Raw genomic sequence first — 26,457 nt, 5'->3', positions numbered from 1 at the left:
GCGGGCCGGCGGGAGAGCGGTTCAGGCCGGGGCGAGTTGCGGGACGGGGCGCGGGCCGGGGGCCGCGAGGGCTTCGTCGTAGCGGTGCAGGAGGAGGCGGGCGAGCGCCGGGTGGGTGCCGAGGGGGGCGGAGGCGATCCAGGGCGCGGCGGCGGCGCACGCGGTCGCGAAGCGGCCGGGCGCGGTGAAGCAGGAGGCGACGGCCACCCGGTGCCGTCCCCGCGCGGCGAGGGCGCGCACGGCGTCCGGGACGGTGGGTGCGGCGGCGGTGGCGTGGGCGGCGACGACGGGGACGCCGAGCCGGGCGGCGAGCAGCCGCGCGGTGCGGGCGACGGCGGCCCGTCCCTCGGGGTCGCGCGATCCGGCGGAGGCGAGGACCACGGCGCCGGTGCGGCGGGTGGCGGCGTCCGGCCGCACGGGCCAGCCGGCCTCGGTGAGCCGCTCGTGCAGGGCGTCCACGAGCAGGGGGTGGGAACCGAGCGGGGCGGCGACGCGCACGGGCGTCCGGGCGCCGGCGGCCAGTGCGGGGATGTCCCGTTTGACGTGGTGGCCGCGGCCGAACAGCAGCGGGACGAGCACGGCCGCGCCGGTGCCCCGCGCGTCGAGGGCGGCGAGGGTGTCCGGCAGCAGGGGCGCGTCGAGCTCGATGTGGCCCAGGTGCACGGGCAGGCCGGGGCGCAGTGCCCGCACGCGGTCGAGCAGGGCGGTGACCGTGGTGAGAGCGCGCGGGTCGCGGCTGCCGTGGGCCACGACGACGAGGGCGGGCCGCTCCGCGAGGCGCCGCCCGTCCGGGGCGAGGCGGCCGAGCTGTCCGGCGAGCGTGGTGCCGATCCGGTGCAGGAGGCCGCCCGAGCTGTCGAGCGGGGTGGCGGGGCGGGCCGTGCCGTCGGCGTGCGCCGGGGCGCCGGAGGGCTCCGGGCCGGCGGTGTGGGTCGCGGTCATGCGCCCATGCTGGACCGGGCACGTTGCCGCCCCGTTGCGCGGGCGTGACGGGCGTTTTCCGGCACTTCACCGACCGCCCCGGGCGGCGGGTGAGGCCCGGTGGCCCGCGGATCCGGCCCGGGGTGTGAGGCCGGACACGCCCGGCCCGCCGAACCGCCGGGGCCGCCGGGACGTCTTCGCCCAGCGAGAGCCGACCCGGAAGGTGCCCCCGTGACGCGCCGCTTCACCGTCCGCCGCCCCCGCCTGCCGCGCACCCGTGCGGGACGGCGCCGTCTGGTGCAGGCGGTGGCGGGCCTGGCCACGCTGGCGCTGCTCCCGGCGACGTGGCTGCACCTGACGACGGACGGGCGGCTGCACACCGCGGCCGACGTGCCGCGCACCGACGTGGCCGTGGTGTTCGGCGCGGGCCTGTGGGACGGGGAGCCGTCGCCCTACCTCGCGCACCGGCTGGACGCGGCGGCCGAGCTGTACCGGGCGGGGCGGATCCGGGTGGTCCTGGTCACCGGCGACAACAGCCGCGAGGACTACGACGAGCCGGACGCGATGCGCGCCTACCTGACCCGGCACGGCGTGCCCGACGCCCGGATCGTCAGCGACTACGCGGGCTTCGACACCTGGGACTCCTGCGTCCGCGCGAAGAAGATCTTCGGGGTGGACCGGGCGGTGCTGATCAGCCAGGGCTTCCACGTCCGGCGGGCGGTGGCGCTGTGCGAGGCGGCCGGGGTCGTCTCGCACGGGGTCGGGGTCGACGAACGGCACGACGCCACCTGGTACTACGGGGGCGCACGGGAGATCCTCGCGGCGGGAAAGGCCGCCGTCGACGCCGCGTTGCGGCCCGACCCCACCTTCCTCGGTCCCGAGGAACCGGGGGTGGAGCGGGCGCTGGCGGATGCCCGCACCGCACCGTGACCGCTGCGCCGCGGGCGCCCTGCCGGCGTCCGGCCGGTGGGCGCCGGCGGCCCTCACCGCCGCCCGTCGCCGGTGAGGAGGCGGTCGTACCGGGCGCGTAACACGGGCCGGTGCGGTGCGTAACACCGGGCGCGCAGGGTGGTCGGCATGCACAGCACCGTGACGCCCACGCACTGTCCCTACTGCGCCCTGCAGTGCGGGATGAACCTGGCCCCGGCCCCGGACGGAACCCTCGCGGTGACGGAGCGCGCGGACTTCCCCGTGAACCGGGGGGCGCTGTGCGGGAAGGGGCGCACGGCTCCCGCCGTCCTCTCCCCGGCCGCGCGGCTCACCTCGCCCCTGGTGCGCTCCGCGGACGGCGCGCTGGTGCCCGCCTCCTGGGAGGAGGCGCTGGACCGGATCGCCGACGGGCTCGGGCGGGCCCGCGCCGGTCACGGTGCGGACGCCGTGGGGGTGTTCGGCGGGGGCGGGCTCACCAACGAGAAGGCGTACGCGCTGGGGAAGTTCGCCCGGGTGGTGCTGGGCACCTCGCAGATCGACTACAACGGCCGGTTCTGCATGTCGTCGGCGGCGGCCGCGGGCAGCAGGGCCTTCGGGCTGGACCGCGGGCTGCCGTTCCCGCTCGAGGACATCCCGCGGACCGGCTGTGTGATCCTCGTCGGCTCCAACCCGGCGGAGACCATGCCGCCGTTCCTGCGGTACGTCACCGAACTGAAGGAGAACGGCGGCACCCTGATCGTCGTCGACCCGCGCCGCACCCGGACCGCCGAGCAGGCCGACCTGCACCTCGCGCCCCGCCCCGGCACCGACCTCGCGCTGGCCCTGGGCCTGCTGCACCTGGTCGTCGCCGAGGGCCGCACCGACGAGGCGTACATCCGCGAACGCACCGCCGGCTGGGAGGAGACCCGGGCGGCGGCGATGGCGCACTGGCCGGAGTACGTGGAGCGGATCACCGGCGTGCCGGTGCCGGAACTGCGCGAGGCCGTGCGGCTGTTCTGCGCGCCGGAGGGCGCGATGGTGCTCACCGCGCGCGGGCCCGAGCAGCAGTCCAAGGGCACCGACACGGTGAGCGCGTGGATCAACCTGTGCCTGGCGACGGGCCGCGCCGGGCGCCCGCTGTCCGGGTACGGGTGCCTGACCGGGCAGGGCAACGGGCAGGGCGGGCGCGAGCACGGCCAGAAGGCCGACCAGCTCCCCGGCTACCGCCGGCTGACGGACCCGGCGGCGCGGGCGCACGTGGCCGGGGTGTGGGGGGTGGACCCCGGCACGCTGCCCGGGCCGGGGCGCAGCGCCTACGAACTGCTGGACGCGCTCGGCACGGACGTCCGCGCGCTGCTGCTGATGGGCTCCAACCCGGTGGTGTCGGCGCCGCGTGCCGCGCACGTCGAGGAGCGGATCCGGGCGCTGGACTTCCTGGCGGTGTGCGACGTCGTGCTCTCGGAGACGGCCGCGCTCGCCGACGTCGTCCTGCCGGTGACGCAGTGGGCGGAGGAGACCGGCACGACGACGAACCTGGAGGGCCGGGTCCTGCTGCGGCGCCGGGCGGTGTCCGCGCCGGAGGGCGTCCGCAGCGACCTGGAGGTGCTGCACGAGCTGGCCGCCCGGCTGGACGACGGCACGGGACGGCACACGGGGTTCCCGGCCGATCCGGAGCAGGTGTTCGAGGAGCTGCGCCGGGCGAGCGCGGGCGGTCCCGCCGACTACTCCGGCATCACCTACGGCCGGCTGGAGCGCGAGCAGGGCGTCTTCTGGCCGTGCCCCGCCCCGGCCGAGGGGACGGCGGGCCCGGGCACCCCCCATCCCGGCACGCCCCGCCTCTTCCTCGACCGGTTCGCCACCGACGACGGCCGGGCCCGGTTCGTCGCCGTCTCGCACCGCGCGGCGGCCGAGGAGCCGGACGACGACTACCCGGTGCTGCTCACCACCGGGCGGGTCGTGGCGCAGTACCAGTCCGGTGCGCAGACCCGGCGGGTGGCGGAGCTGAACGACGCGGCCCCCGGTCCCTTCGTCGAGCTGCACCCGCGGCTGGCGGAGCGGCTGGGCGCGGCCGAGGGCGACCCGGTGGCGGTGGTGTCCCGGCGGGGCCGGGTGGTGGCCCCGGCCCGGATCACCGGCTCCATCCGCCCCGACACCGTGTTCATGCCGTTCCACTGGCCGGACGGGGGCCGCGCCAACACCCTCACCAACCCGGCGCTCGACCCGGTGTCGCGGATGCCGGAGTTCAAGACCTGCGCGGTACGCGTGGAACGGGCGGGGCCGGTCGCCGGGGCCGCGGGCGGCGCGTGACAATCGGGGCCGGTCGCCGGGGCCGCGGGCGGCGCGTGACAATCGGGGCCGTCAGGCCCTTCGGCGGCACCGCGCCGGGGGGCGGCCCCGACCCGCGCTGGTGGACCCGTGACGCCTCTCCCGTTCTTCGTGTACGGCACCCTCCGCCCCGGCGGGGTCAACCACGGCCCGTTCCTGCGCGGCCGCACCCTGCGCGAGGAGCCGGGCCGGCTGCGGGACGCGGTGCTGTACGACGGCCCCGGCTACCCGTTCGCCGTGGAGGATCCCGGGCCGGGGGTGTGCGGGGAGCTGGTGACGGCGCTGCCGGAGGCGTACCCGGGTCTGCTCGCCGAGCTGGACCGGCTGGAGCAGTACACGCCGGGTGATCCGCGCAACCTCTACGAGCGGGTGGCGCGGGAGGTCGTCCGGGCGGCGGACGGGGCGGCCGTCCGGGCCTGGGTGTACGTCGCCGCGCCCGCCGTGGCCGCGCGGCTGCGTTCCCGGGGCAGGCCCGTCGAGGGCGGCGACTGGTTCGGCCGTCGGCCGGACCCGTCCCCGCGCTCCCGCTGAACGGCATCGGCCGTCCCCCGGGCCCGCGTTGGCGCGGGGCGCGGGGGTGACGTGCCGCTCTTCCGCGGTGCGCCGGCCTCCCCGCGGCGGACCGGCCTCCCGTGGGTGGTCACGCCGGAGCCGGTCGGCTCTCCGGAACCGGTCGACCCTTCGGAGCGGGTGTCCTCTCCAGAGCGGGTTGTCTCTCCGGAGCGGGTCGTCTCTCCGAAGCGGGTTGTATCTCCGAAGCGGCCCGGCTCTCCGGAGGAGTCGCCTCTCCGGCCCGCTGGTCCCCCCGGCCCGCTCGCCCCACCGGCTCAGGCTGCTGTCGAGGGGGCGCCCGTCCACCGCGGCGCACCCGTGCCCCCCGGACCCGTCCGTAGCCCCCGGCCCCGTCCAGAGCCCCCGATCCGGCCCGGCCCCATCACGCGCCGGGCGTGCCGCCGGGCGTGCGCCTCCCGCGGCTCCTCCGGGTCAGGGCCTCCTGGACACGCGGCTGCGCGTACGCGCCGGCCAGGCCCAGCGCACCGGCGCCGAGGATCCACGCACCGGTGACCACGTCCTCGCCCGCCGCGCGCTGCACCTCCCGCTGCTCCGCGTAGGTCCGCCTCTCGCTGGAGCCCCGTTCGGGAGTGCAGGTGTCTCCGGGATGCATCAGCGCGGGGTGCGACTCGCCGTCCGGGCCGAGGTTGAACCAGGGGCAGCGGACGTCGGCACGGCCCGCCCCGTCCAGCACACCCCCGCAGGACTGGACGGCACCCCAGATCACCAGGACCCACAGCGCCGACAGCACTGCGGTCCGGGCCCTGGTCCTCATCCGTCCCACCGGCTGCACCCCCTCCCCGTACCGCACGGTAGTGCCTGCCCGACGCGCCCGGGGCGGTGGGACCGGTCACCCGTTCACCGTCGCGGGACCCGTCCGTTCGGGGGCCGTTCCGCCGCTCGGCCGCCGGGACGCCGGTGACCTGCCGAAACGCGGCGCGGGCGGGACACGGCCGGTGGTGCCTGACACCCGTTCAGCCCGCTTCCTGACACCCCCTCAGGGAGCGGTCCGGGCCCGTCGGCACTTTCCTCTAAGGAGCAGGGCGCGTCCGACGGCGGCACATGGGGGTGCCGCGGGCCGCGGCCCGTTCGTGAGCTCGAGGAGCATCGATGCGAGGTTCCGCCCGGCTGCTGGCCGGCACCGTGCTCGCCGTGGCCACCGCGGGGATCCTGGTCTCCCCCGCGCAGGCCGCCCCGGCGGGCCACCCGTCCGGCACCTCGGCGGGCGGCCTGGAGGTGTACCCCTCCTCGGCCGTGCCGGGGGACCACGTCAGCGTGAACACGGCGGCGTGCGGGGACGACGGTGCGGCGGCGGGCGACGCGACCGCCGTGGGCGCGGGCCGGTTCACGCTCGCGCCGACCACGCACGAGCAGAACCTCATCGGCCGGTTCCGGGTGCCGCCGAGCGCGGTGCCGGGGACGTACGAGATCGTCGCCCGGTGTTCCGAGAGCGGGCGGCGGGTGACGGGGGACCTGGTGGTCACCCTGACGTCCGCCGCCCAGCAGGTGGCCCCCCGGGGCAGTGTGAAGACGGGGGTCGGTGGCGCTCTGGGCCCCGATCCCGCGCGGACCGCGGCCGGCGTGGCGGCCCTTGCCGTCGCCGCCGCGGGCGGTACCTGGCTCCTGCATCGCCGGGCGAGAGGCGACGGGATCTGACGGGCACCCTCCGCTGCCCGTCCGCCGGTACCGCATGTCCCCTCCCCCTCCGGGTCCGACGCCCCTCGCGGCCCGGAGGGGGGTACGGGGCCGCATCCAGAAAGGGGTCGGTCCGTCATGCGCCGAAGACTCCGCCCGTTGCGCGGAGCGGGGAACACGGCCATAGCGGCCGTCACCGTGCTCGCCCTCTGTTCCGGCCTGTGGCTGCTGCGCGACGGGCCCGCCCCGCACGCCCCGCCCCAGCCGTCCGCCGCCCAGGCCCACACCGGGGACGACGACCGCAGCGGCCCGGCCGCGGCGCCCGCGCTGCCGCCGTCCCCGCCGGAGCGGATCCGCATCCCCGCGATCGACGTCGACGCCCCGCTGACGGGGCTCGGCCTGACCCCGTCCGGCAGCCTGGACGTCCCCCCGGCCGCCCGGAAGAACCTCGCCGGCTGGTACGAGGCCGGGACCACGCCCGGCGAGACGGGCACCGCGATCGTCGCGGGCCACGTGGACAACGCCGAGGGGCCCGCCGTCTTCTTCTCCCTGGGCGCGCTGCGCAAGGGCAGCACCGTCGAGGTGGACCGGCGGGACGGCGGCGTCGCCGTGTTCACCGTGCACGCCGTCGAGGTGTACGACGCGCGGGACTTCCCCGACGCGAAGGTCTACGGCGCCGCGCACCGCCCCGAGCTCCGGGTCATCACCTGCGGGGGCGGCTACTCCCGCACCACGGGCTACCGGGGCAACGTGGTGGTGTACGCCCACCTGACGGGCAGCCGCTGAACCGGCGCGGCCGGGGGAAGCGGCGCCGCCGGGAGGGCCCGGCGCGGTCGTGAGGACCCGGCGGTGCCGGGAGGACGCGCCGCTCCCGGGAGGGCCCGCCGATCCCGGCGCGCCCCCCGGTCACGGTGCGGTTCCCGCCCCTTGGCGGCGCCGCCGGTGCCCGTCCCGGTGTCTCAGGCCAGCCACTGCTCGTAGGCGAGGTTCGCCACCAGGGCGAAGACGACCACCAGCAGGACGACGCGGACGAAGCCGCTGCCCCGCTTGAGCGCCGTGTGCGCGCCGAGGGTGCCGCCGGCCAGGTTGAACACGGCCATCAGCGCGGCCAGCTGCCACAGCACCGCGCCCTGCCAGGCGAACATGGTGAGCGCCCCGGCGTTGGTGCAGCAGTTGACGATCTTGGCGGTGGCGGAGGCCGTGACCAGGTCGAGGTGAAGCAGCGCGGTGAGCGCCAGGACCAGGAAGGTGCCCGTGCCGGGGCCGACGAGACCGTCGTAGAAGCCGATGCCGAGGCCCGCCAGGCCGATCGCCGCCAGGGTCCGGCGGCGGCTCACCGGGCCGGGGGCGGGGGCGGTGGTGCCGAAGGCGGGACGCAGGATGACGAAGGCGGCGACCGCGAGCAGCACCACCATGATCACGGGCTTGAGGACCTCGGTGCTCATCCCGGCCGCGAGGAACGCCCCGCCCGAGGAGCCCGCGAGGGCGGCCAGCCCGATGCGGACGGCGGTGCGGACGTCGACCGGCGCCTTGCGGGCGTAGGTCACCGCCGCGCCGGTGGTGCCGACGATGGCGACCGCCTTGTTGGTGCCCAGCGCGTGCGCGGCCGGGGTGCCGGCGGGCAGGCCGAGCAGCAGGGCCGGCAGGAGCAGCAGCCCGCCGCCGCCGACCACGGCGTCGATCCAGCCGGCGGCGAGCGCCGCCACGCAGAGCAGGACGCCGGCGGTCAGGGAGATGTCGGGCATGCCCGCGACCCTATGGAGCGGATAGTTGTCACGTCCATCAAGATGAGCGTTTCCTGAGGTTGACGCTGCTCACACGCCTGCGGCGGGCCTCACAGCAGCCTCGCTCCCCCGCTGAGCACAGCGTTCCGCGCGGGAAACAGCTCGGATGCGGCCGGGTAACACCTGCCGCGCAGGCTCGGGGACATGACCTGGAACGAGCGTGTGGTGGTGATCGGCTCCGGCCTCGCGGGCGTCCGCCTCGCCCGGCGGCTCGGCGAGCTGGGCACGCCCGTCACGCTGATCGGCGAGGAGCGGCACCCGCCGTACAACCGGGTGCTGCTCGCCGAGGTGCTGGCCGGGCGGTACGGCCCCGAGGTGATCGCCCTGCCGGCGCCCGCGGAGCTGACCCGGGCCCGGGTGACCGGCATCGACCGCGCCGCGCGGACCGCCACCTGCGCCGACGGCACGGTGCTGGCGTACGGCCGCCTGGTGCTGGCCACCGGCTCCAACCCCGTCCTGCCGCCGCTGCGCGGCCTGTTCACCACCGGCCCCGAGCTGCCCCGGGGCGTGCACGCCTTCCGCACCCTGGACGACTGCCTGGGCCTGGCCGAGGCGGTCCGGCCGGGCGTGCGGGCGGTGGTGATCGGCGGCGGCCTGCTCGGCGTGTCCGCGGCCCGGGCGCTCGCGGCGCGCGGTGCGCAGGTGGTGCTCGCCCAGCAGTCCGAGCGCCTCATGGAACGCCGGCTCGACCCGGCCGCCTCGGTGCTCGTCGAGCGGTACCTGACCGGCCTCGGGGTGGAGGTGCACACCGAGTGCCGGGTGCGGGACGTGCGCTGCGCCGGCGGCGCGGTCCGCTCGGTGGAGCTGGCCGACGGCTACGCCCTCGGCGCCGACCTCGTGGTGCTGGCCTGCGGCGTCCACCCGAGGGTGGGTCTCGCGCAGGCCGCCGGGCTCGACGTCCGCAAGGGCGTCGTCGTCGACGACCGGCTGCGCACCTCCGACCCGCACATCCACGCCGTCGGCGACTGCGCCCAGCACGCCGGCACGGTCTACGGGCTCGCCGCCCCGGCACTCGAACAGGCCGACGCGCTCGCCGCGCTGCTCGCCGGGGACACCACCGCCCGTTACACCGGCACCCGCTCCCTGACCCGGCTCACCCTCACCGGGCCGGACAGCCCCTTCGACCTGGCCGCGTTCGGCGAGACGGAGGCGCTGCCGGGCGACGACGTCGTGCAGCTCGCCGACGCCACCCGCGGCACCTACCGCAAGGTCGTCGTCCGCGACGACCGCCTGGTCGGCGGGGTCCTGGTCGGCGAACTCGGCACCGTCGGCGCCCTCGCGCGCGCCTGGGAGGGAGCGGAGCCGCTCCCCTCCGACGGCGGGCCCCTGCTCCACCTGCTCACCCATGACGGAGGCTCCTGATGCCCACGGACACACCGACCCTCGTGCTCATCGGCCACGGCATGGTCGGCCAGCGTTTCCTCCAGGCGCTCGCCGAGCGCGGTCTGACCGCCACGCACCGCGTGGTCGTGCTGTGCGAGGAGCCGCGTCCGGCCTACGACCGCGTCCAGCTCACCTCGTACTTCTCGGGGAGGACCCCCGAGGACCTGTCGCTGACGGACGCGGCCTTCATCGAGGCGCACGGCATCGAGCTGCGCGTGGGCGACCCTGCGGTGAGCGTCGACCGCGCGGCGCGCACGGTGATCGCCCGCTCCGGGCTGGTCGTCGCCTACGACGTCCTGGTCCTCGCCACCGGCTCCTACCCGTTCGTGCCGCCGGTGCCGAACAAGGACGCCGAGGGCTGCTTCGTCTACCGCACCATCGAGGACCTGCTCGCGATCGAGGAGTACGCGCGGACGGCGACGACCGGCGCGGTGGTCGGCGGCGGGCTGCTCGGGCTGGAGGCGGCGGGCGCGCTCAAGGGCCTCGGGCTGACCACCCACATCGTGGAGTTCGCGCCCCGGCTGATGCCCGTCCAGGTCGACGAGGGCGGCGGCGCGGCACTGCTGCGCACCGTCGAGGAGATGGGCCTCGCCGTCCACACCGGAGTCGGCACCCAGGAGATCGTGGTCGGCGCGGACGGCGCGGTCACCGGCATGAAGCTGTCCGACGGGTCCGAACTCGCCACGGACCTGGTGGTGTTCTCCGCCGGTGTCCGCCCCCGCGACCGGCTCGCCCGGGACTGCGGCCTCGACGTCGGGGAGCGCGGCGGCATCGCGGTGGACGAGCAGTGCCGCACGGTCACCGACCCGCACGTGTTCGCGATCGGCGAGTGCGCGCTGGCCGCCGACGGCCGGGTGTACGGCCTGGTGGCGCCCGGCTACGAGCAGGCGGAGACCGCCGCCGCGGCCATCGCCGACGCCGAGGCGTCGTTCACCGGCGCCGACCTGTCCACCAAGCTGAAGCTGCTCGGTGTGGACGTGGCGTCCTTCGGCGACGCGCACGGCACCGGCGGGGACTGCCTCGACGTCGTCTACTCCGACTCCCGGGCCGGCCTGTACAAGAAGCTGGTCATCGGCCGGGACGGCACGCTGCTCGGCGGCATCCTGGTCGGCGACGCGGAGGCGTACGGCACGCTGCGCGCCTTCACCGGCTCGGTGCCGCCCGTCGCCCCCGAGGCGCTGGTGCTGCCCGCGGGCGCCGGGGCCCCGGCCCGGCTCGGCCCGTCCGCGCTGCCCGACGACGCCGTCGTCTGCTCCTGCCACAACGTCACCAAGGGCACCGTCCGCGGCGCGGTCACCGAGCACCGGTGCACCACGGTGCCCGAGGTGAAGAAGTGCACCAAGGCCGGTACGGGCTGCGGCAGTTGCGTCAAGGTGCTCGGTCAGCTGGTCGACGCGGAGCTGGAGGCGAACGGCGTCGAGGTCGACAAGGGCCTGTGCGGCTGCTTCGGCCACACCCGCGAGGAGCTGTACGAGATCGTCCTCGCCCTGCGCCTCACCTCCTACCGCGAACTGCTGGACCGGTACGGCCGCGAGGAGGCCCGGGGCGGCGACGGCTGCGAGGTCTGCAAACCCGCGGTCGGCTCGATCATCGCCTCCCTCGCCCCGGCGATCGGGGCCAGCACCTACGTCCTCGACGGCGAACAGGCCGCGTTGCAGGACACCAACGACCACTTCCTGGCCAACCTCCAGCGCAACGGCTCCTATTCGGTGGTGCCGCGCATCCCCGGCGGGGAGATCGCCCCCGAGAAGCTCATCGTCATCGGGGAGATCGCCCGCGACTTCGGCCTCTACACGAAGATCACCGGCGGTCAGCGCATCGACATGTTCGGCGCCCGCGTCGAGCAACTGCCCCTGATCTGGGCGCGCCTGGTCGACGCGGGCTTCGAGTCCGGCCACGCCTACGGCAAGTCGCTGCGCACGGTGAAGTCCTGTGTCGGACAGACCTGGTGCCGGTACGGCGTGCAGGACTCGGTGCGCATGGCGATCGACCTGGAGCTGCGCTACCGGGGGCTGCGTTCCCCGCACAAGCTCAAGTCGGCCGTCTCCGGCTGCCAGCGCGAGTGCGCCGAGGCGCAGTCCAAGGACTTCGGCGTCATCGCCACCGCCCACGGCTGGAACCTCTACGTCGGCGGCAACGGCGGCGCCACCCCGCGCCACGCCGACCTGCTCGCCCAGGACCTCTCCGACGCCGAACTGGTGCGCCTGATCGACCGGTTCCTGATGTTCTACATTCGCACCGCCGACCGGCTGGAGCGCACCAGCGTCTGGCTGGAGCGGATCCCCGGCGGCCTGGACCACGTGCGGGACGTGGTCGTCCACGACTCGCTCGGCATCTGCGACGAGCTGGAGGCGCTGATGGCCGCCCATGTCGCGCACTACCGCGACGAGTGGGCGGAGACCATCGGCGACCCGGAGAGGCTGGCCCGGTTCGTGTCCTTCGTGAACGCCCCCGACGCCCCCGACCCGGTGGTCGCCTTCGTGCCGGAGCGCGACCAGATCAAGCCCGACCTGCCCCTGCTGACCATCGGCCGGCGGCCCGCCGACGACCTCCTGGAAGGAAGCGCCACGCGATGACCCTGGCACTGGAGACCACCGATCTGAAGGTCCGGCTCCGCCTGGCGGACGCCTGGTTCCCCGTCTGCGACCTGAGCGCGCTGCTCCCGGGCCGCGGGGTGGCGGCCCTCCTCCCGGACGGCCGCCAGGTGGCCGTCTTCGCCGACCGCACCGGACGCCTGTACGCCATCGACAACCGCGACCCCTTCACCGGCGCCGCGGTCCTCTCCCGCGGCCTGACCGGCACCCACCGGGGCCACCCCTTCGTCGCCTCGCCGCTGCTGAAGCAGCGCTTCGACCTGGAGTCGGGCCGCTGCCTGGACGACGAGGCGGTCCGGGTGCGGACGTACGAGGTAAGGGCGGGGTGACCCCCTTATAACAAAAGTCTTGTTAAAATGCCCGGCATGACCACTCCTCCTTCCCCCGACCCCGCTCCCGGCGAAGGCCCCGTCCGCCCGGTCTCCGTGTCACTCCACGAAGGAACCATCGCCGCCCTCAAGGCACGGACCGGCAAACGGGGCATGTCCGCCTACGTCGAAGCGCTCATCCAACGCCAACTGGAGCGGGACCGGCTGCACGAGCTCATCACGGAGGCAGAGGCCGAACACGGACCGGCCGACCCTGCGGCCGTGGAGGCCAAGCGAGCGATCCTGCGCGGTGACGCGGCCGACTCGGCGGACGCCGCGTGAGCGGCACACTCGTGCTGGACTGCGAGGGCCTGTCCCAACTCGTACGACGCACACCCGAGCTCACCGAATGGCTCGCCGCGGCCGAGGCCGAGGACACGCGCGTCATCACCAGCTCGGTCACCCTCGTCGAAGCCCGCGACCCCGGGACGGACCAGGCACGCTTCGACTACGCCGTCTCCCGGGTGAACATCGTCCCGCCCACCGAGGCCATCGCACGCCATGCCAGCAGGCTCCTCGCCGCGGCCGGACTTCACGGCCACACGTACGCCCTCGACGCGATCGTGGCCGCCACCGCCCTGGCATCACCCGCGCCCGTCACCCTCCTGACCTCGGACCCCGAGGATCTCACCCTGCTGTGTGCTCCCGGCGTCCGCATCGCCAAGGTCTGAGGACCACGGAGTTGTCGCGGACCGGCAGCCCTCGTCCTGACGGACGGCTACCGCACGGTCACGTCACGTTCGCATCACGGGTCCGCCATATCGGCACAGTGCTCCGCAGGCCCTCCCCTAACGTCGGCATCTCACATCCTGCGGGGCCGTCTCGGAAGCGGTCCCGCCCCTGGATACCGCACAAAGCTGGGGGGCTCCCTGTGAACGTGTTCCGCAAGCCTGCCGCCGTGGCCGTCGCCGCCGTCGCGCTCGCCGTCGTTCCGGCCACCGCCGTGGCCCACGACGGCACCCACCCGTTCAAGAACTGCTCCGAGGCGTACGCCGCCGGGTACGAGAGCATCGCCAAGGGCGACGACCACTACGGCAAGCACCTGGACCGCGACAACGACGGCGTCGGCTGCGACCAGCCGCCCGCGGACTTCGTCCCGCACAACGACGACGACAAGCCCGCCGGCGGCACCGGCAAGGACACCGGCACCGGTTCCGACGCCGGGGAGCAGGGCGGCGCGGACCTCGCGGAGACGGGCGGCAGCAGCGCCACCCCGTACCTCGCGGCGGGCGGCGCGGCCGTCCTGCTCGCGGGCGGCGGCGTGCTGTTCGCGGCCCGCCGGCGCCGCGGCGACACCCACTGAGGCGAGCCCGCACAAGGGCGGAGGGCGGCTCCCCCGCACGGGTGCCGCCCTCCGCCCTCTCGTGATCCGGAGCCGCTGCCGATCGGTGAGGGTGGTCGGGTGACAGACAGCGGCTCCGGGGTCCGGTTCCCCGTCAGGGGTCAGCGGTGGTCGCTGCCCTCCGAGGTGACCGCGGCGCGGCCGGCCTCCAGGCGGGCGACCGGGATGCGGAACGGGGAGCAGGAGACGTAGTCGAGTCCGACCTCGTGGAAGAAGTGGACCGACTCGGGGTCGCCGCCGTGCTCGCCGCACACGCCCAGCTTCAGGTCGGGCCGGGTCTCGCGGCCGGCCTTCGCGGCCAGCTTCACCAGGGAGCCGACGCCGTCCTTGTCGATGGTCTCGAACGGCGACACCCCGAAGATGCCCTTCTCCAGGTAGGCCGTGAAGAAGCTGGCCTCCACGTCGTCCCGGGAGAAGCCCCACACCGTCTGGGTGAGGTCGTTGGTGCCGAAGGAGAAGAACTCGGCCGCCTCGGCGATCTGACCGGCGGTCAGCGCGGCGCGCGGCAGCTCGATCATCGTGCCGACGGACAGCTTGAGCGAGGTGCCGGTGGCCGCCTCGACCTCGGCGATGACCTTGTCGGCCTCCTCGCGGACGATCTCCAGCTCCTGGACGGTGCCCACCAGCGGGATCATGATCTCCGCGCGCGGGTCGCCCTTGGCGCCGCGCCGCTCCGCCGCCGCCTCGGCGATGGCCCGGACCTGCATGGTGAACAGGCCGGGGATGACCAGGCCGAGGCGTACCCCGCGCAGGCCCAGCATCGGGTTCTGCTCGTGCAGCCGGTGCACGGCCTGGAGCAGCCGCAGCTCGTTCTCGTGCGGCTCCTGCCGGGACTCGGCGAGGGCGACGCGGACCGACAGCTCGGTGATGTCGGGCAGGAACTCGTGCAGCGGCGGGTCGAGCAGGCGGATGGTGACCGGCAGGCCGTCCATCGACTCGAAGAGCTGCACGAAGTCCTGCCGCTGTAGCGGCAGCAGCGCCTTCAGCGACTCCTCGCGCTCGTTCTCCGTGTCGGCCAGGATCAGCCGCTCGACCAGTTCGCGGCGGTCACCGAGGAACATGTGCTCGGTGCGGCACAGGCCGATGCCCTGGGCGCCGAACCGGCGGGCGCGCAGCGCGTCCTCGGCGTTGTCGGCGTTGGCGCGCACCCGCAGCCGGCGCTTGCGGTCGGCGAAGGCCATCATCCGGTGCACGGCCTCGACGAGTTCGTCGGCGTCGTCGGCGCCCGGGTGCATCCGGCCCTCGAAGTACTCGACGACCGGGGACGGCACGACCGGGACCTCGCCCAGGTAGACCTTGCCGGAGGAGCCGTCGATGGAGATCAGGTCGCCCTCCTCGACGACGTGCCCGCCGGGCACGGTCATCCGCCGGCGCTTGGTGTCGACCTCCAGCTCCTCGGCGCCGCAGACACAGGTCTTGCCCATGCCGCGGGCGACGACGGCCGCGTGGGAGGTCTTGCCGCCGCGCGAGGTGAGGATGCCCTCGGCGGCGATCATGCCGTCCAGGTCGTCGGGGTTGGTCTCGCGGCGGATCAGGATGACCTTCTCACCGGAACGGGACCACTTGACGGCGGTGTAGGAGTCGAAGACGGCCTTGCCGACGGCCGCGCCCGGGGAGGCGGCGATGCCGCGGCCCACCTGGGCGACCTTGGCCTCCTCGTCGAAGCGGGGGAACATCAGCTGGGCGAGCTGGGCGCCGTTGACCCGGCACAGGGCCTCGGCCTCGTCGATCAGGCCCTGGTCGACGAGCTGCGTGGCGATCCGGAAGGCGGCGCCCGCGGTGCGCTTGCCGACGCGGGTCTGCAGCATCCACAGCTGGCCGCGCTCGATGGTGAACTCGATGTCGCAGAGATCCTTGTAGTGGTTCTCCAGGGTCTCCATGATCTGCATGAGCTGGTCGTACGACTTCTTGTCGATCGACTCCAGCTCGGCGAGCGGCACGGTGTTGCGGATGCCGGCGACGACGTCCTCGCCCTGCGCGTTCTGGAGGTAGTCGCCGTACACGCCCTGGTGGCCGGAGGCGGGGTCGCGGGTGAAGGCGACACCGGTGCCGGAGTCGGGGCCGAGGTTGCCGAAGACCATGGAGCAGACGTTGACGGCGGTGCCCAGGTCGTGCGGGATGCGCTCCTGGCGCCGGTACAGCTTGGCGCGGTCGCCGTTCCAGGACTCGAAGACCGCCTTGATGGCGAGGTCCATCTGCTCGCGCGGGTCCTGCGGGAAGTCCCGGCCGCACTCGGTCTTGACGATCTTCTTGAACCTGGTGACCAGCTTCTTGAGGTCGGCGGCCTCCAGTTCGGTGTCGACCGTGACCTTCTTGGCCGCCTTCGCCGCCTCCAGCGCGTCCTCGAACAGCTCGCCGTCGACACCGAGGACGGTCTTGCCGAACATCTGGATGAGGCGCCGGTAGGAGTCCCACGCGAAGCGGTCGTCCCCGGCCTGCTTGGCCAGGCCCTGCACGGACTTGTCGGACAGGCCGATGTTCAGGACGGTGTCCATCATGCCGGGCATGGAGAACTTGGCGCCCGAGCGGACCGACACGAGGAGGGGGTCGTCGGCCTGGCCCAGCTTCTTGCCCATGGTCTTCTCCAGGGCGTCGAGGTGCGCACTCACCTCGTCCCGGAGGGCGGGCGGCTCCTCGCCGCTGTCCAGGTAGACCTTGCAGGCTTCCGTGGTGATCGTGAAGCCGGGTGGCACCGGGAGACCCAGATTGGTCATCTCGGCGAGGTTGGCACCCTTGCCGCCCAGCAGGTCCTTGAGGTCCTTGTTGCCCTCGGTGAAGTCGTAGACGAACTTCACGCTGTCAACACTGTTACCGGGTCCCGGTACCTGGGGACCTTTGTTTTCCGACACGGGTCTCGACTCCTCGAGGACGCGGTGGCTGCCCTGACGGCGAGGAATGTACCCAGATCAAAGGCCCGTGGGTACGTCCACTTACGCGTCATGCGCCTGTAACCACCTGCTCGCCAGTGGATCGAAAGTCAAGGCTTGGCAAGCCCTGGCCGCCGCATGTTTTCACTTCTTGAACGCAACCCCGCACATAAGGCCACCTTGTCCGCTCACTTGAGCGGCGATTCCCACGTCTGTTTTCGCTCGATGAACGATCATCGAATGGCACTGAGTGCCATTCTTTCCAGAAGTGCAGCCGCTCAAGATCCGCTCATCTGAGCGCAACCCTGATCAAGGGTGGCGAGAATCACGCTGCCACACCGGCCCGGATTTCACCATGCGGACCGGCCCGGGACGTCCGGCTGAACACACCGGCCGACGCGCCCGTACGGAACGGTGGCGGACCCGGACCCCCACGCCGGGTCCGCCCCTCCAACCGAGTTCCGCACGGGTACGGAAGGACCTCCGGGTGCCTGGCTACACACGCTCGCTCCGGCCGCGACGCACGACCGACGGGGACGGGGGGAAGGACGACCGGTCCGAGGAGACCGACGGGACCCGGCAGCCGGGCGAGACCCGGGAACCGGGCGGGACCCGGAAGCCGGGGACGGCGCAAGAGCCGGGCGGGACCCGGGAACCGGGGACGGCGCAGGAGCCGGGCGGGACCCCGGAACCGGACGACAGCCGGAGGACCGACGGCACCGACGGCACCGGCGGACGGGAAGCCAGCCGGGAGCCCGACGACACCGACCGGCGGGAGGACCGGGACGCCGACGGCACCGACGGGCGGGCGGACGAGGCCGACAGCCCTCACGAGCAGCAGGACTCGGAGGCGGACGGCACCGACGGGCGGGCGGAAGGCCGGGAGGCCGCCGACGGCACCGACGGGCCCGTCGGTGCCGAGCCCGGTTCGGGGAAGCGCGGTCCCGCCCCCACCGGTTCGGGGGGACCCAGGTCGGCCGACCCCGGTCCAGCCGACTCCGAACCGGCCGACCCCGGTTCAGCCGACTCCGAACCGGCCGACCCCGGTCCAGCCCGCTCCCGTCCGGCCGACCCCTGTCCACCCGACCGCGAACCGGCCGATCCCGGTCCGACCGGCTCCGGACCGACCGACCCCGGCCCCGCCGGCCAGTCCCCCACCCCGGAGCGCCAAGCCCCCGCCCCGGGGGACCCCGCACCCGTCCCGGAGGACCCCGCACCCGTCCCGGAGGATGCCGCACCCGTCCCGGAGAACGCGCCGCCCGGACGCTTCGCCCGGTGGCGCCGGGACCGGCCGCGTGCCGCCCGGAACCTGCGTCGCACGGTGCACGTCCTCGCCGCCGTCCTCGTCGTGGGCGCCCTGCTGCTGCCCGACGTGGGCGGCGCGCTGCGCCCCAACCGGTTCACCCGGATCCCGGCCGAGGCGGTGGTCGGCGCGGCGCTGCTGCTGGCCCTCCCCCGCCGGACCCGGACCGTCGTGGCCGCGGTGTGCGGTACCGGCATCGGGCTGCTGACCGTGCTGAACCTGCTCGACATGGGCTTCACGGAGTACCTGGGCCGGGGCTTCAACCTCGTCCTCGACTGGGAACTGCTCGACGACGCGCACGCCTACGTCGCGGACACCCTGGGCGGTGCCGCCGCCGCTGCCGCCGCCGTCGGGGCGGTCGCCCTGGTGCTGCTGGTGGTGGTGGGCACCGCGCTGGCCACCGTGCGGCTCGGCACCCTGCTGGACCGGCACCGCTCACGGGCCACCCGGGGCACGCTCGTCGCGGGCACGGCGTGGATCGCCTGCACCGCGCTCGGCCTGCAGATCGCCGGGGTGCCGGTCGCCTCCGAGCGGGCCGTGGACACGGCGAGACGGCAGGCCGACCGGGTCGTGGACACGCTGCGCGACGAGGCCGCGTTCGCCCGGGAGGCGCGGTCGGACACCTTCGGGGCGACGCCCCCGGACCAGTTGCTGCCGGACCTGCGGGGCAAGGACGTCGTCCTGGCGTTCATCGAGAGCTACGGCCGCAGCGCCGTCGAGGACCCGGCCATCGCCCCCGGCGTGACCCGCACCCTGGAGGCGCGCACCGAGGCGCTGGCGAAGGCGGGGTACCGGGCCCGCAGCGGCTGGCTGACCTCCTCCACGTACGGCGGCAGCAGCTGGCTCGGCCACTCGACCGCGCTGTCCGGCCTGTGGATCGACAACCAGCAGCGCTACCGCACCGTCACCACGGCCGGCGACCACCTCACCCTCACCGAGGCGTTCCGCCGGACCGGCGCCTGGGACACGGTCGGGGTGATGCCGGGCGTGCAGAAGGCGTGGCCGGAGGCCGAGTGGTACGGCCTCGACGCGGTCTACAACGCCTTCCAGCTCGGCTACCGGGGACCGAAGTTCAGCTGGTCGACGATGCCCGACCAGTACGCGCTGGAGGCGTATCAGCGGCTGGAGCACGGCCGGAAGCGGGACCGGCCCCTGATGGCGGAGATCATCCTGACCTCCAGCCACCAGCCGTGGGCGCCGCTGCCCGAGATGGTCGACTGGGAGGACCTGGGCGACGGCTCCGTCTTCCAGGCGATCCAGGAGGCGGGCGAGGACCCCGGCGACCTCGTCACCGACTCCGCGGGATCCCGGCGGGCGTACGGGAAGGCCGTCTCGTACTCGGTCGAGAGCCTCACCCAGTGGCTGGAGCGCTACGGCACCGACGACACGGTGCTGGTGTTCCTCGGCGACCACCAGCCGATCGCCCGGGTCAGCGGCAGCGGCGCGAGCCGGGACGTGCCCGTGTCGGTGGTCGCCAAGGACCCGGAGGTGCTGGAGAAGATCTCCGGCTGGAACTGGACGGAGGGACTCACCCCGGCGAAGGACGCCCCGGTGTGGCGGATGGACGCCTTCCGCGACCGCTTCCTGACCGCCTACGGCTCCACCCCGCACCCCACCGCCGGATGAACCGACCAGGTATCACCACCGGGTGAACCGACCGGGCACCACCCGCACCCCACCGCCGGGTGGGCCGACCGGGTGACACGGCCGGGGCCGGCCGGAGTCGCGGCAGGTTCGCGACCGGCAGCGACCCGGCCGCGACCAGGCCGCGACCCGGCCGCGATCTCGTCGCGACCCGCCCGTGACCTCGGACGACACCCCGTGCCAGACCTTCGCCGACGCGCCCGTCCGGTGGACGGAACCCCCTGTTCCACACGCGTTCCTGTTGCTAGCGTGCCGCGCTACGCAAAGAAAATGACCAAGGAACCGTGATCATGTCCAGTCCTTCCCGTGAGCAGTGGGGGAGCCGCGCAGGTTTCCTGTTCGCCGCGATCGGATCGGCGATCGGGCTCGGCAACATCTGGCGCTTCCCCGCCGTTGCCTACGAGAACGGCGGCGGAGCCTTCCTGCTGCCGTATCTCGTCGCGCTGCTGACCGCAGGCATCCCGCTGCTGATCCTCGAGTACTCGATCGGCCACAAGTACCGGAAGTCGCCCCCGGCGGCCTTCCGCCAGATCGCCCGGCCCGCGGAGGCGATCGGCTGGTGGCAGGTCGCGATCTGCTTCGTGATCGCCGCCTACTACGCCGTCATCATCGCCTGGGCGGTCCGGTACATCGGCTACTCCTTCGGCGAGCAGTGGGGCGACGACGCCAACGCCTTCTTCTTCGGCGACTTCCTCCAGGCCGCCGACGCGCCCGGCTTCGTCTCCTCCTACGTCGGCGGGGTGTTCTGGCCGCTGCTCGCGGTGTGGGCGGTGGTGCTGGTCATCCTGGCGCTCGGCATCCGCAACGGCATCGAGAAGGCCAACAAGTTCTTCATCCCGCTGCTGGTGCTCTTCTTCGTCGTCCTGGTGGGCCGCGCGCTCACGCTCGACGGTGCGGGCAAGGGGCTCGACGGGCTGTTCCGGCCGGACTGGTCGGCGCTCGGCGACGGCAGCGTGTGGGTCGCCGCCTACGGGCAGATCTTCTTCTCGCTCTCCATCGGCTTCGGCATCATGATCACCTACGCCTCCTACCTGCGGAGGCGGGCCGACCTCACCGGCACCGCGATGGTCGCCGGATTCGCCAACAGCGCCTTCGAGATCCTCGCGGGCATCGGCGTGTTCGCCACCCTCGGCTTCATGGCCGCGGCCCAGGGCGTCGGGGTGGACGAGGTCGCGAGCTCCGGCATCGGCCTGGCGTTCATCGCCTTCCCGACGGTCATCTCGCAGATGCCGATGGGCGCGCTGTTCGGCGCGCTGTTCTTCGGCTCGCTGGTGATCGCCGGTCTGACCTCGCTGATCAGCATCGTGCAGGTGGTCATCGCCGCCGTGCAGGACCGCACCGGCATGCGCCGGATCCCGGCGGTGCTGGGCGTCGGCGGGGCCATCGCCCTGGTGTCGGTCCTCCTCTTCCCGACCGACAGCGGCATCTACCTGCTGGACGCGGCCGACCACTTCATCAACCAGTACGGCGTCGCGCTCGCCGCGCTGGTCGTGCTGGTCGTCGTGGGCTGGCTCCTGCGCCGCCTGCCCGCCTTCCAGCAGCACGCCAACGAGGCGTCCGCGATGCGGCTCGGCCGCTGGTGGCTGATCTGCCTGGGCATCGTCACTCCGCTGGTGCTCGGCTGGATGATGGTCGACAGCCTGCGTGCGGAGTTCTCGGAGAACTACGAGGGCTACCCGACCTCGTTCCTGCTCTGGGCCGGCTGGGGTGTGGCCGCCGGCGCGGTGATCGTGGCCGTGATCCTCAGTCTGCTGCCCTGGCGCTCCGCCGGCCTCGAGCCCGCCGAGGAGGCGGGCGTGGTTTCCGGTTCCGGCTCCGCGGCACCTGAAGGGGGGAAGAACTGATGTCGACGAGTGCCATCATCATGCTGGTCGTGGCCATCGTGATCGTCTGGGGCGGTCTGGTGGGCGCCATCGTCCACCTGCGCCGGCACCCCGAGCGTCCCGAGGACGACGGGCCCGCGGCGAAGCCGACGGCCTGAACGGTCCGGTGACCCCCGTACGGCTCCGCTCCCGCCCGGAGCGGAGCCGTACGGCATCCCGCACACCCCTGCCCGGCCCGGCACACCCCCGCCCGGCCGGCCCGGCACATCGCCCGGCCGGCGGGGCTCAGCCGCCCGAGGTGTCCAGTTCCGCTTCCTCGCCGACCCCGGCGCAGTCGTACGGGTCGTTCAGCCAGCCGTCGGGCAGCGCCACCCGGTTGTTGCCGGAGGTGCGCCCGCGGGGGCCGTCGGCGCCCGCCGGCCAGGGCTGGTCCAGGTCGAGTTCGTCGAGCCCGGCCCGCAGTCCGGCCAGGGAGGACGTGAGCGCGAGCCGCCGGCGCATCTCGGAGCCGACGGCGAAGCCCTTGAGGTACCAGGCGACGTGCTTGCGGAAGTCGGTCACCCCGCGGGCCTCGTCGCCCATCCACTCGCCGAGCAGGGTGGCGTGCCGCACCATGGCGTCGGCGACCACGCGCAGCCCGGGGCGCACGGCCTCGTGGGCGCGGCCCTCGAAGGCGGCCACGAGGTCCGCGAACAGCCACGGCCGGCCCAGGCAGCCGCGGCCCACGACGACCCCGTCGCAGCCGGTCTCGCGCACCATGCGCAGCGCGTCCTCGGCCGACCAGATGTCGCCGTTGCCGAGGACGGGGATCTCCGGGACGTGCTCCTTCAGGCGGGCGATGGCGTCCCAGTCGGCCGTGCCGCCGTAGTGCTGGGCGGTGGTGCGCCCGTGCAGGGCGATGGCGCTCACGCCCTCCTCGACGGCGATGCGCCCGGCGTCCAGGTAGGTCAGATGGTCGTCGTCGATGCCCTTGCGCATCTTCATGGTGACCGGCAGGTCCCCGGCCCCGGCGACCGCCTCGCGCAGGATGGCGCGCAGCAGGTTCCGCTTGTAGGGCAGGGCGGAGCCGCCGCCCTTGCGGGTGACCTTGGGGACCGGGCAGCCGAAGTTGAGGTCGATGTGGTCGGCGAGGTCCTCGTCGACGATCATGCGGACGGCCTTGCCGACGGTCGCCGGGTCGACGCCGTACAGCTGGATCGAGCGCGGCGTCTCGCTCGCGTCGAAGTGGATCAGCTGCATGGTCTTGTCGTTGCGCTCGACCAGCGCCCGGGTGGTGATCATCTCGCTGACGAACAGCCCCTTGCCCCCGCTGAACTCGCGGCACAGGGTACGGAAGGGGGCGTTGGTGATCCCGGCCATGGGGGCCAGCACGACGGGCGGCGACACCGTGTGCGGGCCGATCGCCAGGGTGGATCCGGGGGCGGCGGTGGGCGTGGGCATTCCCCCATTGTCCCGTATCCGCGCGGTGCCCGGCGCGCTCCCCGTGCATCGGCCATTAGTTAGTCGCACTATTGATGCGTGCGTACGATGGGATCCATGCCCGAGCTCAGCCCGCGCCGACGGCTCCTGGTGCTCGCGATCTGCTGCATGAGCCTGCTGATCGTGAGCCTGGACAACACCGTGCTGAACGTCGCCCTGCCGGCGCTCCAGCGGGAGTTCGGCGCGAGCACCGCGGGCCTGCAGTGGACCATCGACGCCTACACCCTGGTCCTGGCGTCGCTGCTGATGCTGGCGGGCTCCACGGCCGACCGCATCGGCCGCAAGCGGGTCTTCCGCGCGGGCCTGGTGGTCTTCACCCTGGGCTCGGTGCTGTGCTCCCTCGCCCCGAGCCTGGAGGCCCTGGTCGCCTTCCGCATGGTGCAGGCGGTGGGCGGTTCGATGCTCAATCCGGTCGCCATGTCGATCATCACCAACACCTTCACCGACCCGCGCGAACGGGCCCGCGCGATCGGTGTGTGGGGCGCGGTGGTCGGCGTCTCGATGGCCGCGGGCCCGCTCGTCGGCGGCCTGCTGGTGGAATCGGTCGGCTGGCGCTCGATCTTCTGGGTCAACGTGCCCGTCGGCCTCGCCGCCCTGCTGCTGACCTGGCGCTTCGTCCCCGAGTCCCGGGCGCCGCGGGCCCGCCGCGCCGATCCGGTCGGGCAGCTGCTCGTCATCGTCCTGTTCGGGTCCCTGACCTACGCGATCATCGAGGCCCCGCACGCGCCGCTGTCCACGGTCGCCCCCGTCGCCGTCGTCTCCCTGGCCGCCCTGGCCGGGCTCCTGTACTACGAGCCGCGCCGCCACGAACCTCTGATCGACCTGCGGTTCTTCCGCTCCGCCCCGTTCAGCGGGGCCACGGTGATCGCGGTGAGCGCGTTCGCCGCGCTGGCCGGGTTCCTGTTCCTGTCCACCCTGTACCTGCAGAACGTGCGCGGGCTGAGCGCCCTGGAGGCGGGGCTGTGGATGCTTCCGCTGGCCGCCCCGACGTTCCTGTGCGCCCCGCTGTCCGGGCGGCTGGTCGGCAGTCACGGGCCGCGCGTCCCGCTGCTGATCGCGGGCGTGGCGATGACGGCGAGCGGGCTGCTCTTCGCCCTCTTCGAGGCGGAGACCTCCGACGGCACCCTGTTCGCGGGCTACGTGCTGTTCGGCATCGGCTTCGGCTTCGTCAACGCCCCCATCACCAACACCGCCGTGTCCGGGATGCCCCGCGCGCAGGCCGGCGTGGCCTCGGCGGTGGCGTCCACCAGCCGGCAGCTGGGCGGCACCCTCGGCGTGGCGGTGGTCGGCGCGGTGCTGGCGGCGGGCGTGGGGTCGTCGTCGTACGCGGACGCCTTCGTCCCCGCGGCGCGGCCCGCCTGGTGGATCCTCGCCGGGTGCGGGCTGGCGGTGCTGGTGGTGGGCGCGCTGACCTCGGGCCGCTGGGCGCGGGGAACGGCGCTGCGCACGGCCGAGCGGCTGGAGTCGGCGGAGATCCGCCAGGCCGCCGGAGCGGGGCGCTGACCGCGCCGGAGCCCGACTCCCGCCCCGCGTACCCCTGTTGATGTTGGTCTTGCTGCACACTCCTTGTCGTCCCGGTTCCCCGGACCGGGACGCACGGCCAGGGTCGAGACCCGCACGCGGATGCCGGAGGCGTCATGCCGCAGATCGACACGAGCAAGGTCAGCCGCTGGGACCAGCACGGGCGTGAGCACGTCGTGCGCGTCCGGCGCACCGGAGTGCAGCGCACCATCCGCTGCGACACCTGCGGCTGGCGCCGAGGGGCGCAGTTCCTGCCCTGGCTGAAGGCCGAGGAGCACCTCGCCGAGGCCCACCAGGCCACGGTGGACCCGACGGCGGCCTGAGCCGCGCCCCGCGCCCTGCCCCACGCTGCCCGGCGCAGGCGCGGCGGGAGGCGCAGCCGCGCGGCCCCCGCGTCCGCCGGCCCGCCCCGGGTGCCGAGCGGGCCGCAAACGCCGGAACGCCGGGCCCCGGAGTGATCCGGGACCCGGCGTTCCCCTCGGCCCGAGCGGCTCGGCCGGTCCTGCGACGAGGTGCGGGGGCGATCAGGCGCCGACGAGGCGGGCGGCCAGGTAGCCCTCGATCTGGTCCAGCGACACGCGCTCCTGCTTCATGGTGTCGCGCTCGCGGACGGTCACCGCGTTGTCGTCCAGGGTGTCGAAGTCGACGGTGACGCAGTACGGCGTGCCGATCTCGTCCTGGCGGCGGTAGCGGCGGCCGATGGCGCCCGCGTCGTCGAACTCGATGTTCCAGTTCTGCCGCAGGGTCTGGGCCAGGCCCTTCGCCTTGGGCGACAGGTCCGCGTTGCGGGACAGCGGCAGCACGGCGACCTTCACCGGGGCGAGGCGGTGGTCGAGGCGCAGCACGGTGCGCTTCTCCATCTTGCCCTTGGCGTTGGGCGCCTCGTCCTCGACGTAGGCGTCGAGCAGGAAGGCGAGCATCGCCCGGCCGACACCGGCCGCGGGCTCGATGACGTACGGCGTCCAGCGCTCGCCGGCCTCCTGGTCGAAGTAGGAGAGGTCCTGGCCGGAGGCCTTGGAGTGCGCGCCGAGGTCGAAGTCGGTGCGGTTGGCGACGCCCTCCAGCTCGCCCCACTCGCTGCCGCCGAACTGGAAGCGGTACTCGATGTCAGCGGTGCGCTTGGAGTAGTGGGAGAGCTTCTCCTGCGGGTGCTCGTACCACCGCATGTTCTCCTCGCGCAGGCCGAGACCGGTGTACCAGTTCCAGCGCTGCTCCATCCAGTACTCCTGCCACTTCTCGTCCTCGCCCGGCTTGACGAAGAACTCCATCTCCATCTGCTCGAACTCGCGGGTGCGGAAGATGAAGTTGCCGGGCGTGATCTCGTTGCGGAAGGACTTGCCCATCTGGGCGATGCCGAACGGCGGCTTCTTGCGCGAAGCGGTCTGCACCTGGGCGAAGTTGGTGAAGATGCCCTGGGCGGTCTCGGGACGCAGGTAGGCGATGGAGCCGGAGTCCTGGGTCGGGCCGAGGTGGGTGGACAGCAGGCCGGAGAACTGCTTGGGCTCGGTGAACTGGCCCTTGTTGCCGCAGTTGGGGCAGTTGACGTCGGCCAGGCCGTTCTCCGGGGCGCGGCCCTTCTTCTCCTCGTAGGCCTCCTCCAAGTGGTCCGCGCGGAACCGCTTGTGGCAGGCCGTGCACTCGGTGAGCGGGTCGGTGAAGGTGGCGACGTGGCCGGAGGCGACCCACACCTCCGGAGCCAGGATCACGGACGAGTCGATACCGACCACGTCCTCGCGCGACGTCACCATGTAACGCCACCACTGGCGCTTGAGGTTCTCCTTGAGCTCGACACCGAGAGGCCCGTAGTCCCAGGCGGCACGCTGGCCGCCGTAGATCTCACTGCAGGGGAATACGAAGCCACGGCGCTTGCTCAGGCTGACGATGGTGTCGATCTTGTCGGCGGCCACGGTGCTCTCTTCATTACGACGGACGGTGACTGACTGATGCGGCGCGGAGCGCCTCGATGGGGGGTGATCGTCGGGACACGGGCGGGCGAAGCGAGATTGC

22 protein-coding genes are annotated in these 26,457 nt (G+C 73.8%); 16 read left to right on the top strand and 6 right to left on the bottom strand.

Annotated features, from left to right (window positions below; all coding sequences use genetic code 11):
- Window positions 1-21: 21 nt before the first annotated feature.
- A complete protein-coding gene (locus ACSU53_RS21525; RefSeq protein WP_437030089.1) occupies window positions 22-942 on the bottom strand; it encodes a sirohydrochlorin chelatase in 921 nt (306 codons plus the stop codon).
- Window positions 943-1,152: 210 nt separating this feature from the next.
- On the opposite strand from ACSU53_RS21525, the gene ACSU53_RS21520 reads away from it, so the two are divergent.
- The 3 genes from ACSU53_RS21520 to ACSU53_RS21510 all read left to right on the top strand — a co-directional run bounded on the left by ACSU53_RS21520 (window position 1,153) and on the right by ACSU53_RS21510 (window position 4,686).
- The gene (locus tag ACSU53_RS21520) at window positions 1,153-1,851 is read left to right on the top strand and encodes a SanA/YdcF family protein (RefSeq protein WP_437030088.1); all 699 of its coding nucleotides are present in this window, start codon (window positions 1,153-1,155) and stop codon (window positions 1,849-1,851) included.
- A 147-nt stretch (window positions 1,852-1,998) separates the two neighbouring features.
- The gene (locus tag ACSU53_RS21515; protein WP_437030086.1) at window positions 1,999-4,137 is read left to right on the top strand and encodes a molybdopterin oxidoreductase family protein; all 2,139 of its coding nucleotides are present in this window, start codon (window positions 1,999-2,001) and stop codon (window positions 4,135-4,137) included.
- A gap of 108 nt (window positions 4,138-4,245) precedes the next feature.
- Window positions 4,246-4,686 (top strand): gamma-glutamylcyclotransferase family protein, encoded by a 441-nt coding sequence (locus tag ACSU53_RS21510; protein ID WP_437030084.1) that lies wholly within the window; start codon window positions 4,246-4,248, stop codon window positions 4,684-4,686.
- A 403-nt stretch (window positions 4,687-5,089) separates the two neighbouring features.
- On the opposite strand, the gene ACSU53_RS21505 is transcribed toward ACSU53_RS21510, so the two are convergent.
- The gene (locus tag ACSU53_RS21505; RefSeq protein WP_437030083.1) at window positions 5,090-5,482 is read right to left on the bottom strand and encodes a hypothetical protein; all 393 of its coding nucleotides are present in this window, start codon (window positions 5,480-5,482) and stop codon (window positions 5,090-5,092) included.
- 335 nt (window positions 5,483-5,817) lie between these two features.
- On the opposite strand from ACSU53_RS21505, the gene ACSU53_RS21500 reads away from it, so the two are divergent.
- Both ACSU53_RS21500 and ACSU53_RS21495 read left to right on the top strand, forming a co-directional pair.
- Window positions 5,818-6,363 carry a hypothetical protein gene (locus ACSU53_RS21500; protein WP_437030081.1) on the top strand — a complete coding sequence of 182 codons (546 nt, stop codon included), beginning with the start codon at window positions 5,818-5,820 and terminating at the stop codon, window positions 6,361-6,363.
- 117 nt (window positions 6,364-6,480) lie between these two features.
- A complete protein-coding gene (locus tag ACSU53_RS21495) occupies window positions 6,481-7,128 on the top strand; it encodes a class F sortase (RefSeq protein WP_437030080.1) in 648 nt (215 codons plus the stop codon).
- Between the two features lie 173 nt (window positions 7,129-7,301).
- Here ACSU53_RS21495 and ACSU53_RS21490 read toward each other — a convergent pair whose 3' ends face one another.
- Window positions 7,302-8,087 (bottom strand): sulfite exporter TauE/SafE family protein, encoded by a 786-nt coding sequence (locus ACSU53_RS21490; RefSeq protein WP_437030078.1) that lies wholly within the window; start codon window positions 8,085-8,087, stop codon window positions 7,302-7,304.
- Window positions 8,088-8,270: 183 nt separating this feature from the next.
- Between ACSU53_RS21490 and ACSU53_RS21485 the strand changes: the two genes are divergently transcribed.
- From ACSU53_RS21485 to ACSU53_RS21460, 6 genes are all read left to right on the top strand, one after another.
- Window positions 8,271-9,488 carry an NAD(P)/FAD-dependent oxidoreductase gene (locus tag ACSU53_RS21485; RefSeq protein WP_437030076.1) on the top strand — a complete coding sequence of 406 codons (1,218 nt, stop codon included), beginning with the start codon at window positions 8,271-8,273 and terminating at the stop codon, window positions 9,486-9,488.
- Window positions 9,488-12,085 carry a nitrite reductase large subunit NirB gene (gene nirB, locus ACSU53_RS21480; RefSeq protein ID WP_437030074.1) on the top strand — a complete coding sequence of 866 codons (2,598 nt, stop codon included), beginning with the start codon at window positions 9,488-9,490 and terminating at the stop codon, window positions 12,083-12,085. The genes ACSU53_RS21485 and nirB overlap by 1 nt, the downstream gene beginning before the upstream one ends.
- Window positions 12,082-12,432 carry a nitrite reductase small subunit NirD gene (nirD, locus tag ACSU53_RS21475; RefSeq protein WP_437030072.1) on the top strand — a complete coding sequence of 117 codons (351 nt, stop codon included), beginning with the start codon at window positions 12,082-12,084 and terminating at the stop codon, window positions 12,430-12,432. Before nirB ends, nirD begins: the two co-directional genes overlap by 4 nt.
- 36 nt (window positions 12,433-12,468) lie before the next feature.
- Entirely contained in the window at window positions 12,469-12,753 is a 285-nt protein-coding gene (locus tag ACSU53_RS21470; protein WP_164332533.1) for a hypothetical protein, read from the top strand.
- A complete protein-coding gene (locus tag ACSU53_RS21465) occupies window positions 12,750-13,142 on the top strand; it encodes a type II toxin-antitoxin system VapC family toxin (protein ID WP_437030070.1) in 393 nt (130 codons plus the stop codon). The genes ACSU53_RS21470 and ACSU53_RS21465 overlap by 4 nt, the downstream gene beginning before the upstream one ends.
- Before the next feature lie 200 nt (window positions 13,143-13,342).
- A complete protein-coding gene (locus ACSU53_RS21460; protein WP_437030067.1) occupies window positions 13,343-13,774 on the top strand; it encodes an LAETG motif-containing sortase-dependent surface protein in 432 nt (143 codons plus the stop codon).
- Window positions 13,775-13,914: 140 nt separating this feature from the next.
- Here the strand turns inward: ACSU53_RS21460 and ppdK are convergent, their stop codons facing one another.
- Complete coding sequence (gene ppdK, locus ACSU53_RS21455) at window positions 13,915-16,662, bottom strand: pyruvate, phosphate dikinase (protein WP_437030065.1); 2,748 nt, start codon at window positions 16,660-16,662, stop codon at window positions 13,915-13,917.
- A 1,339-nt stretch (window positions 16,663-18,001) separates the two neighbouring features.
- Here ppdK and ACSU53_RS21450 point away from each other — a divergent pair.
- From ACSU53_RS21450 to ACSU53_RS21440, 3 genes are all read left to right on the top strand, one after another.
- Window positions 18,002-19,609 carry a CDP-alcohol phosphatidyltransferase gene (locus ACSU53_RS21450; RefSeq protein ID WP_437033322.1) on the top strand — a complete coding sequence of 536 codons (1,608 nt, stop codon included), beginning with the start codon at window positions 18,002-18,004 and terminating at the stop codon, window positions 19,607-19,609.
- Window positions 19,610-19,917: 308 nt separating this feature from the next.
- Window positions 19,918-21,471 carry a sodium-dependent transporter gene (locus ACSU53_RS21445; protein WP_437030063.1) on the top strand — a complete coding sequence of 518 codons (1,554 nt, stop codon included), beginning with the start codon at window positions 19,918-19,920 and terminating at the stop codon, window positions 21,469-21,471.
- The gene (locus tag ACSU53_RS21440; RefSeq protein ID WP_437030061.1) at window positions 21,471-21,608 is read left to right on the top strand and encodes a methionine/alanine import family NSS transporter small subunit; all 138 of its coding nucleotides are present in this window, start codon (window positions 21,471-21,473) and stop codon (window positions 21,606-21,608) included. The genes ACSU53_RS21445 and ACSU53_RS21440 overlap by 1 nt, the downstream gene beginning before the upstream one ends.
- Window positions 21,609-21,735: 127 nt before the next feature.
- Here ACSU53_RS21440 and dusB read toward each other — a convergent pair whose 3' ends face one another.
- Entirely contained in the window at window positions 21,736-22,890 is a 1,155-nt protein-coding gene (gene dusB / locus ACSU53_RS21435; protein WP_437030059.1) for a tRNA dihydrouridine synthase DusB, read from the bottom strand.
- Between the two features lie 96 nt (window positions 22,891-22,986).
- Here dusB and ACSU53_RS21430 point away from each other — a divergent pair, with 96 nt between their 5' ends.
- Both ACSU53_RS21430 and ACSU53_RS21425 read left to right on the top strand, forming a co-directional pair.
- Entirely contained in the window at window positions 22,987-24,432 is a 1,446-nt protein-coding gene (locus tag ACSU53_RS21430) for an MFS transporter (protein ID WP_437030058.1), read from the top strand.
- A 134-nt stretch (window positions 24,433-24,566) separates the two neighbouring features.
- Window positions 24,567-24,773: a hypothetical protein gene (locus tag ACSU53_RS21425; RefSeq protein WP_437030056.1), complete on the top strand. Its 207-nt coding sequence runs from the start codon at window positions 24,567-24,569 to the stop codon at window positions 24,771-24,773.
- A gap of 201 nt (window positions 24,774-24,974) precedes the next feature.
- On the opposite strand, the gene ACSU53_RS21420 is transcribed toward ACSU53_RS21425, so the two are convergent.
- Window positions 24,975-26,357: a glycine--tRNA ligase gene (locus tag ACSU53_RS21420; RefSeq protein WP_437030054.1), complete on the bottom strand. Its 1,383-nt coding sequence runs from the start codon at window positions 26,355-26,357 to the stop codon at window positions 24,975-24,977.
- Window positions 26,358-26,457: the final 100 nt, after the last annotated feature.

It is taken from the genome of Streptomyces sp. enrichment culture (assembly GCF_964273255.1).
Classification (GTDB): domain Bacteria; phylum Actinomycetota; class Actinomycetes; order Streptomycetales; family Streptomycetaceae; genus Streptomyces.
This window is presented reverse-complemented; position numbering and strand designations above follow the sequence as displayed.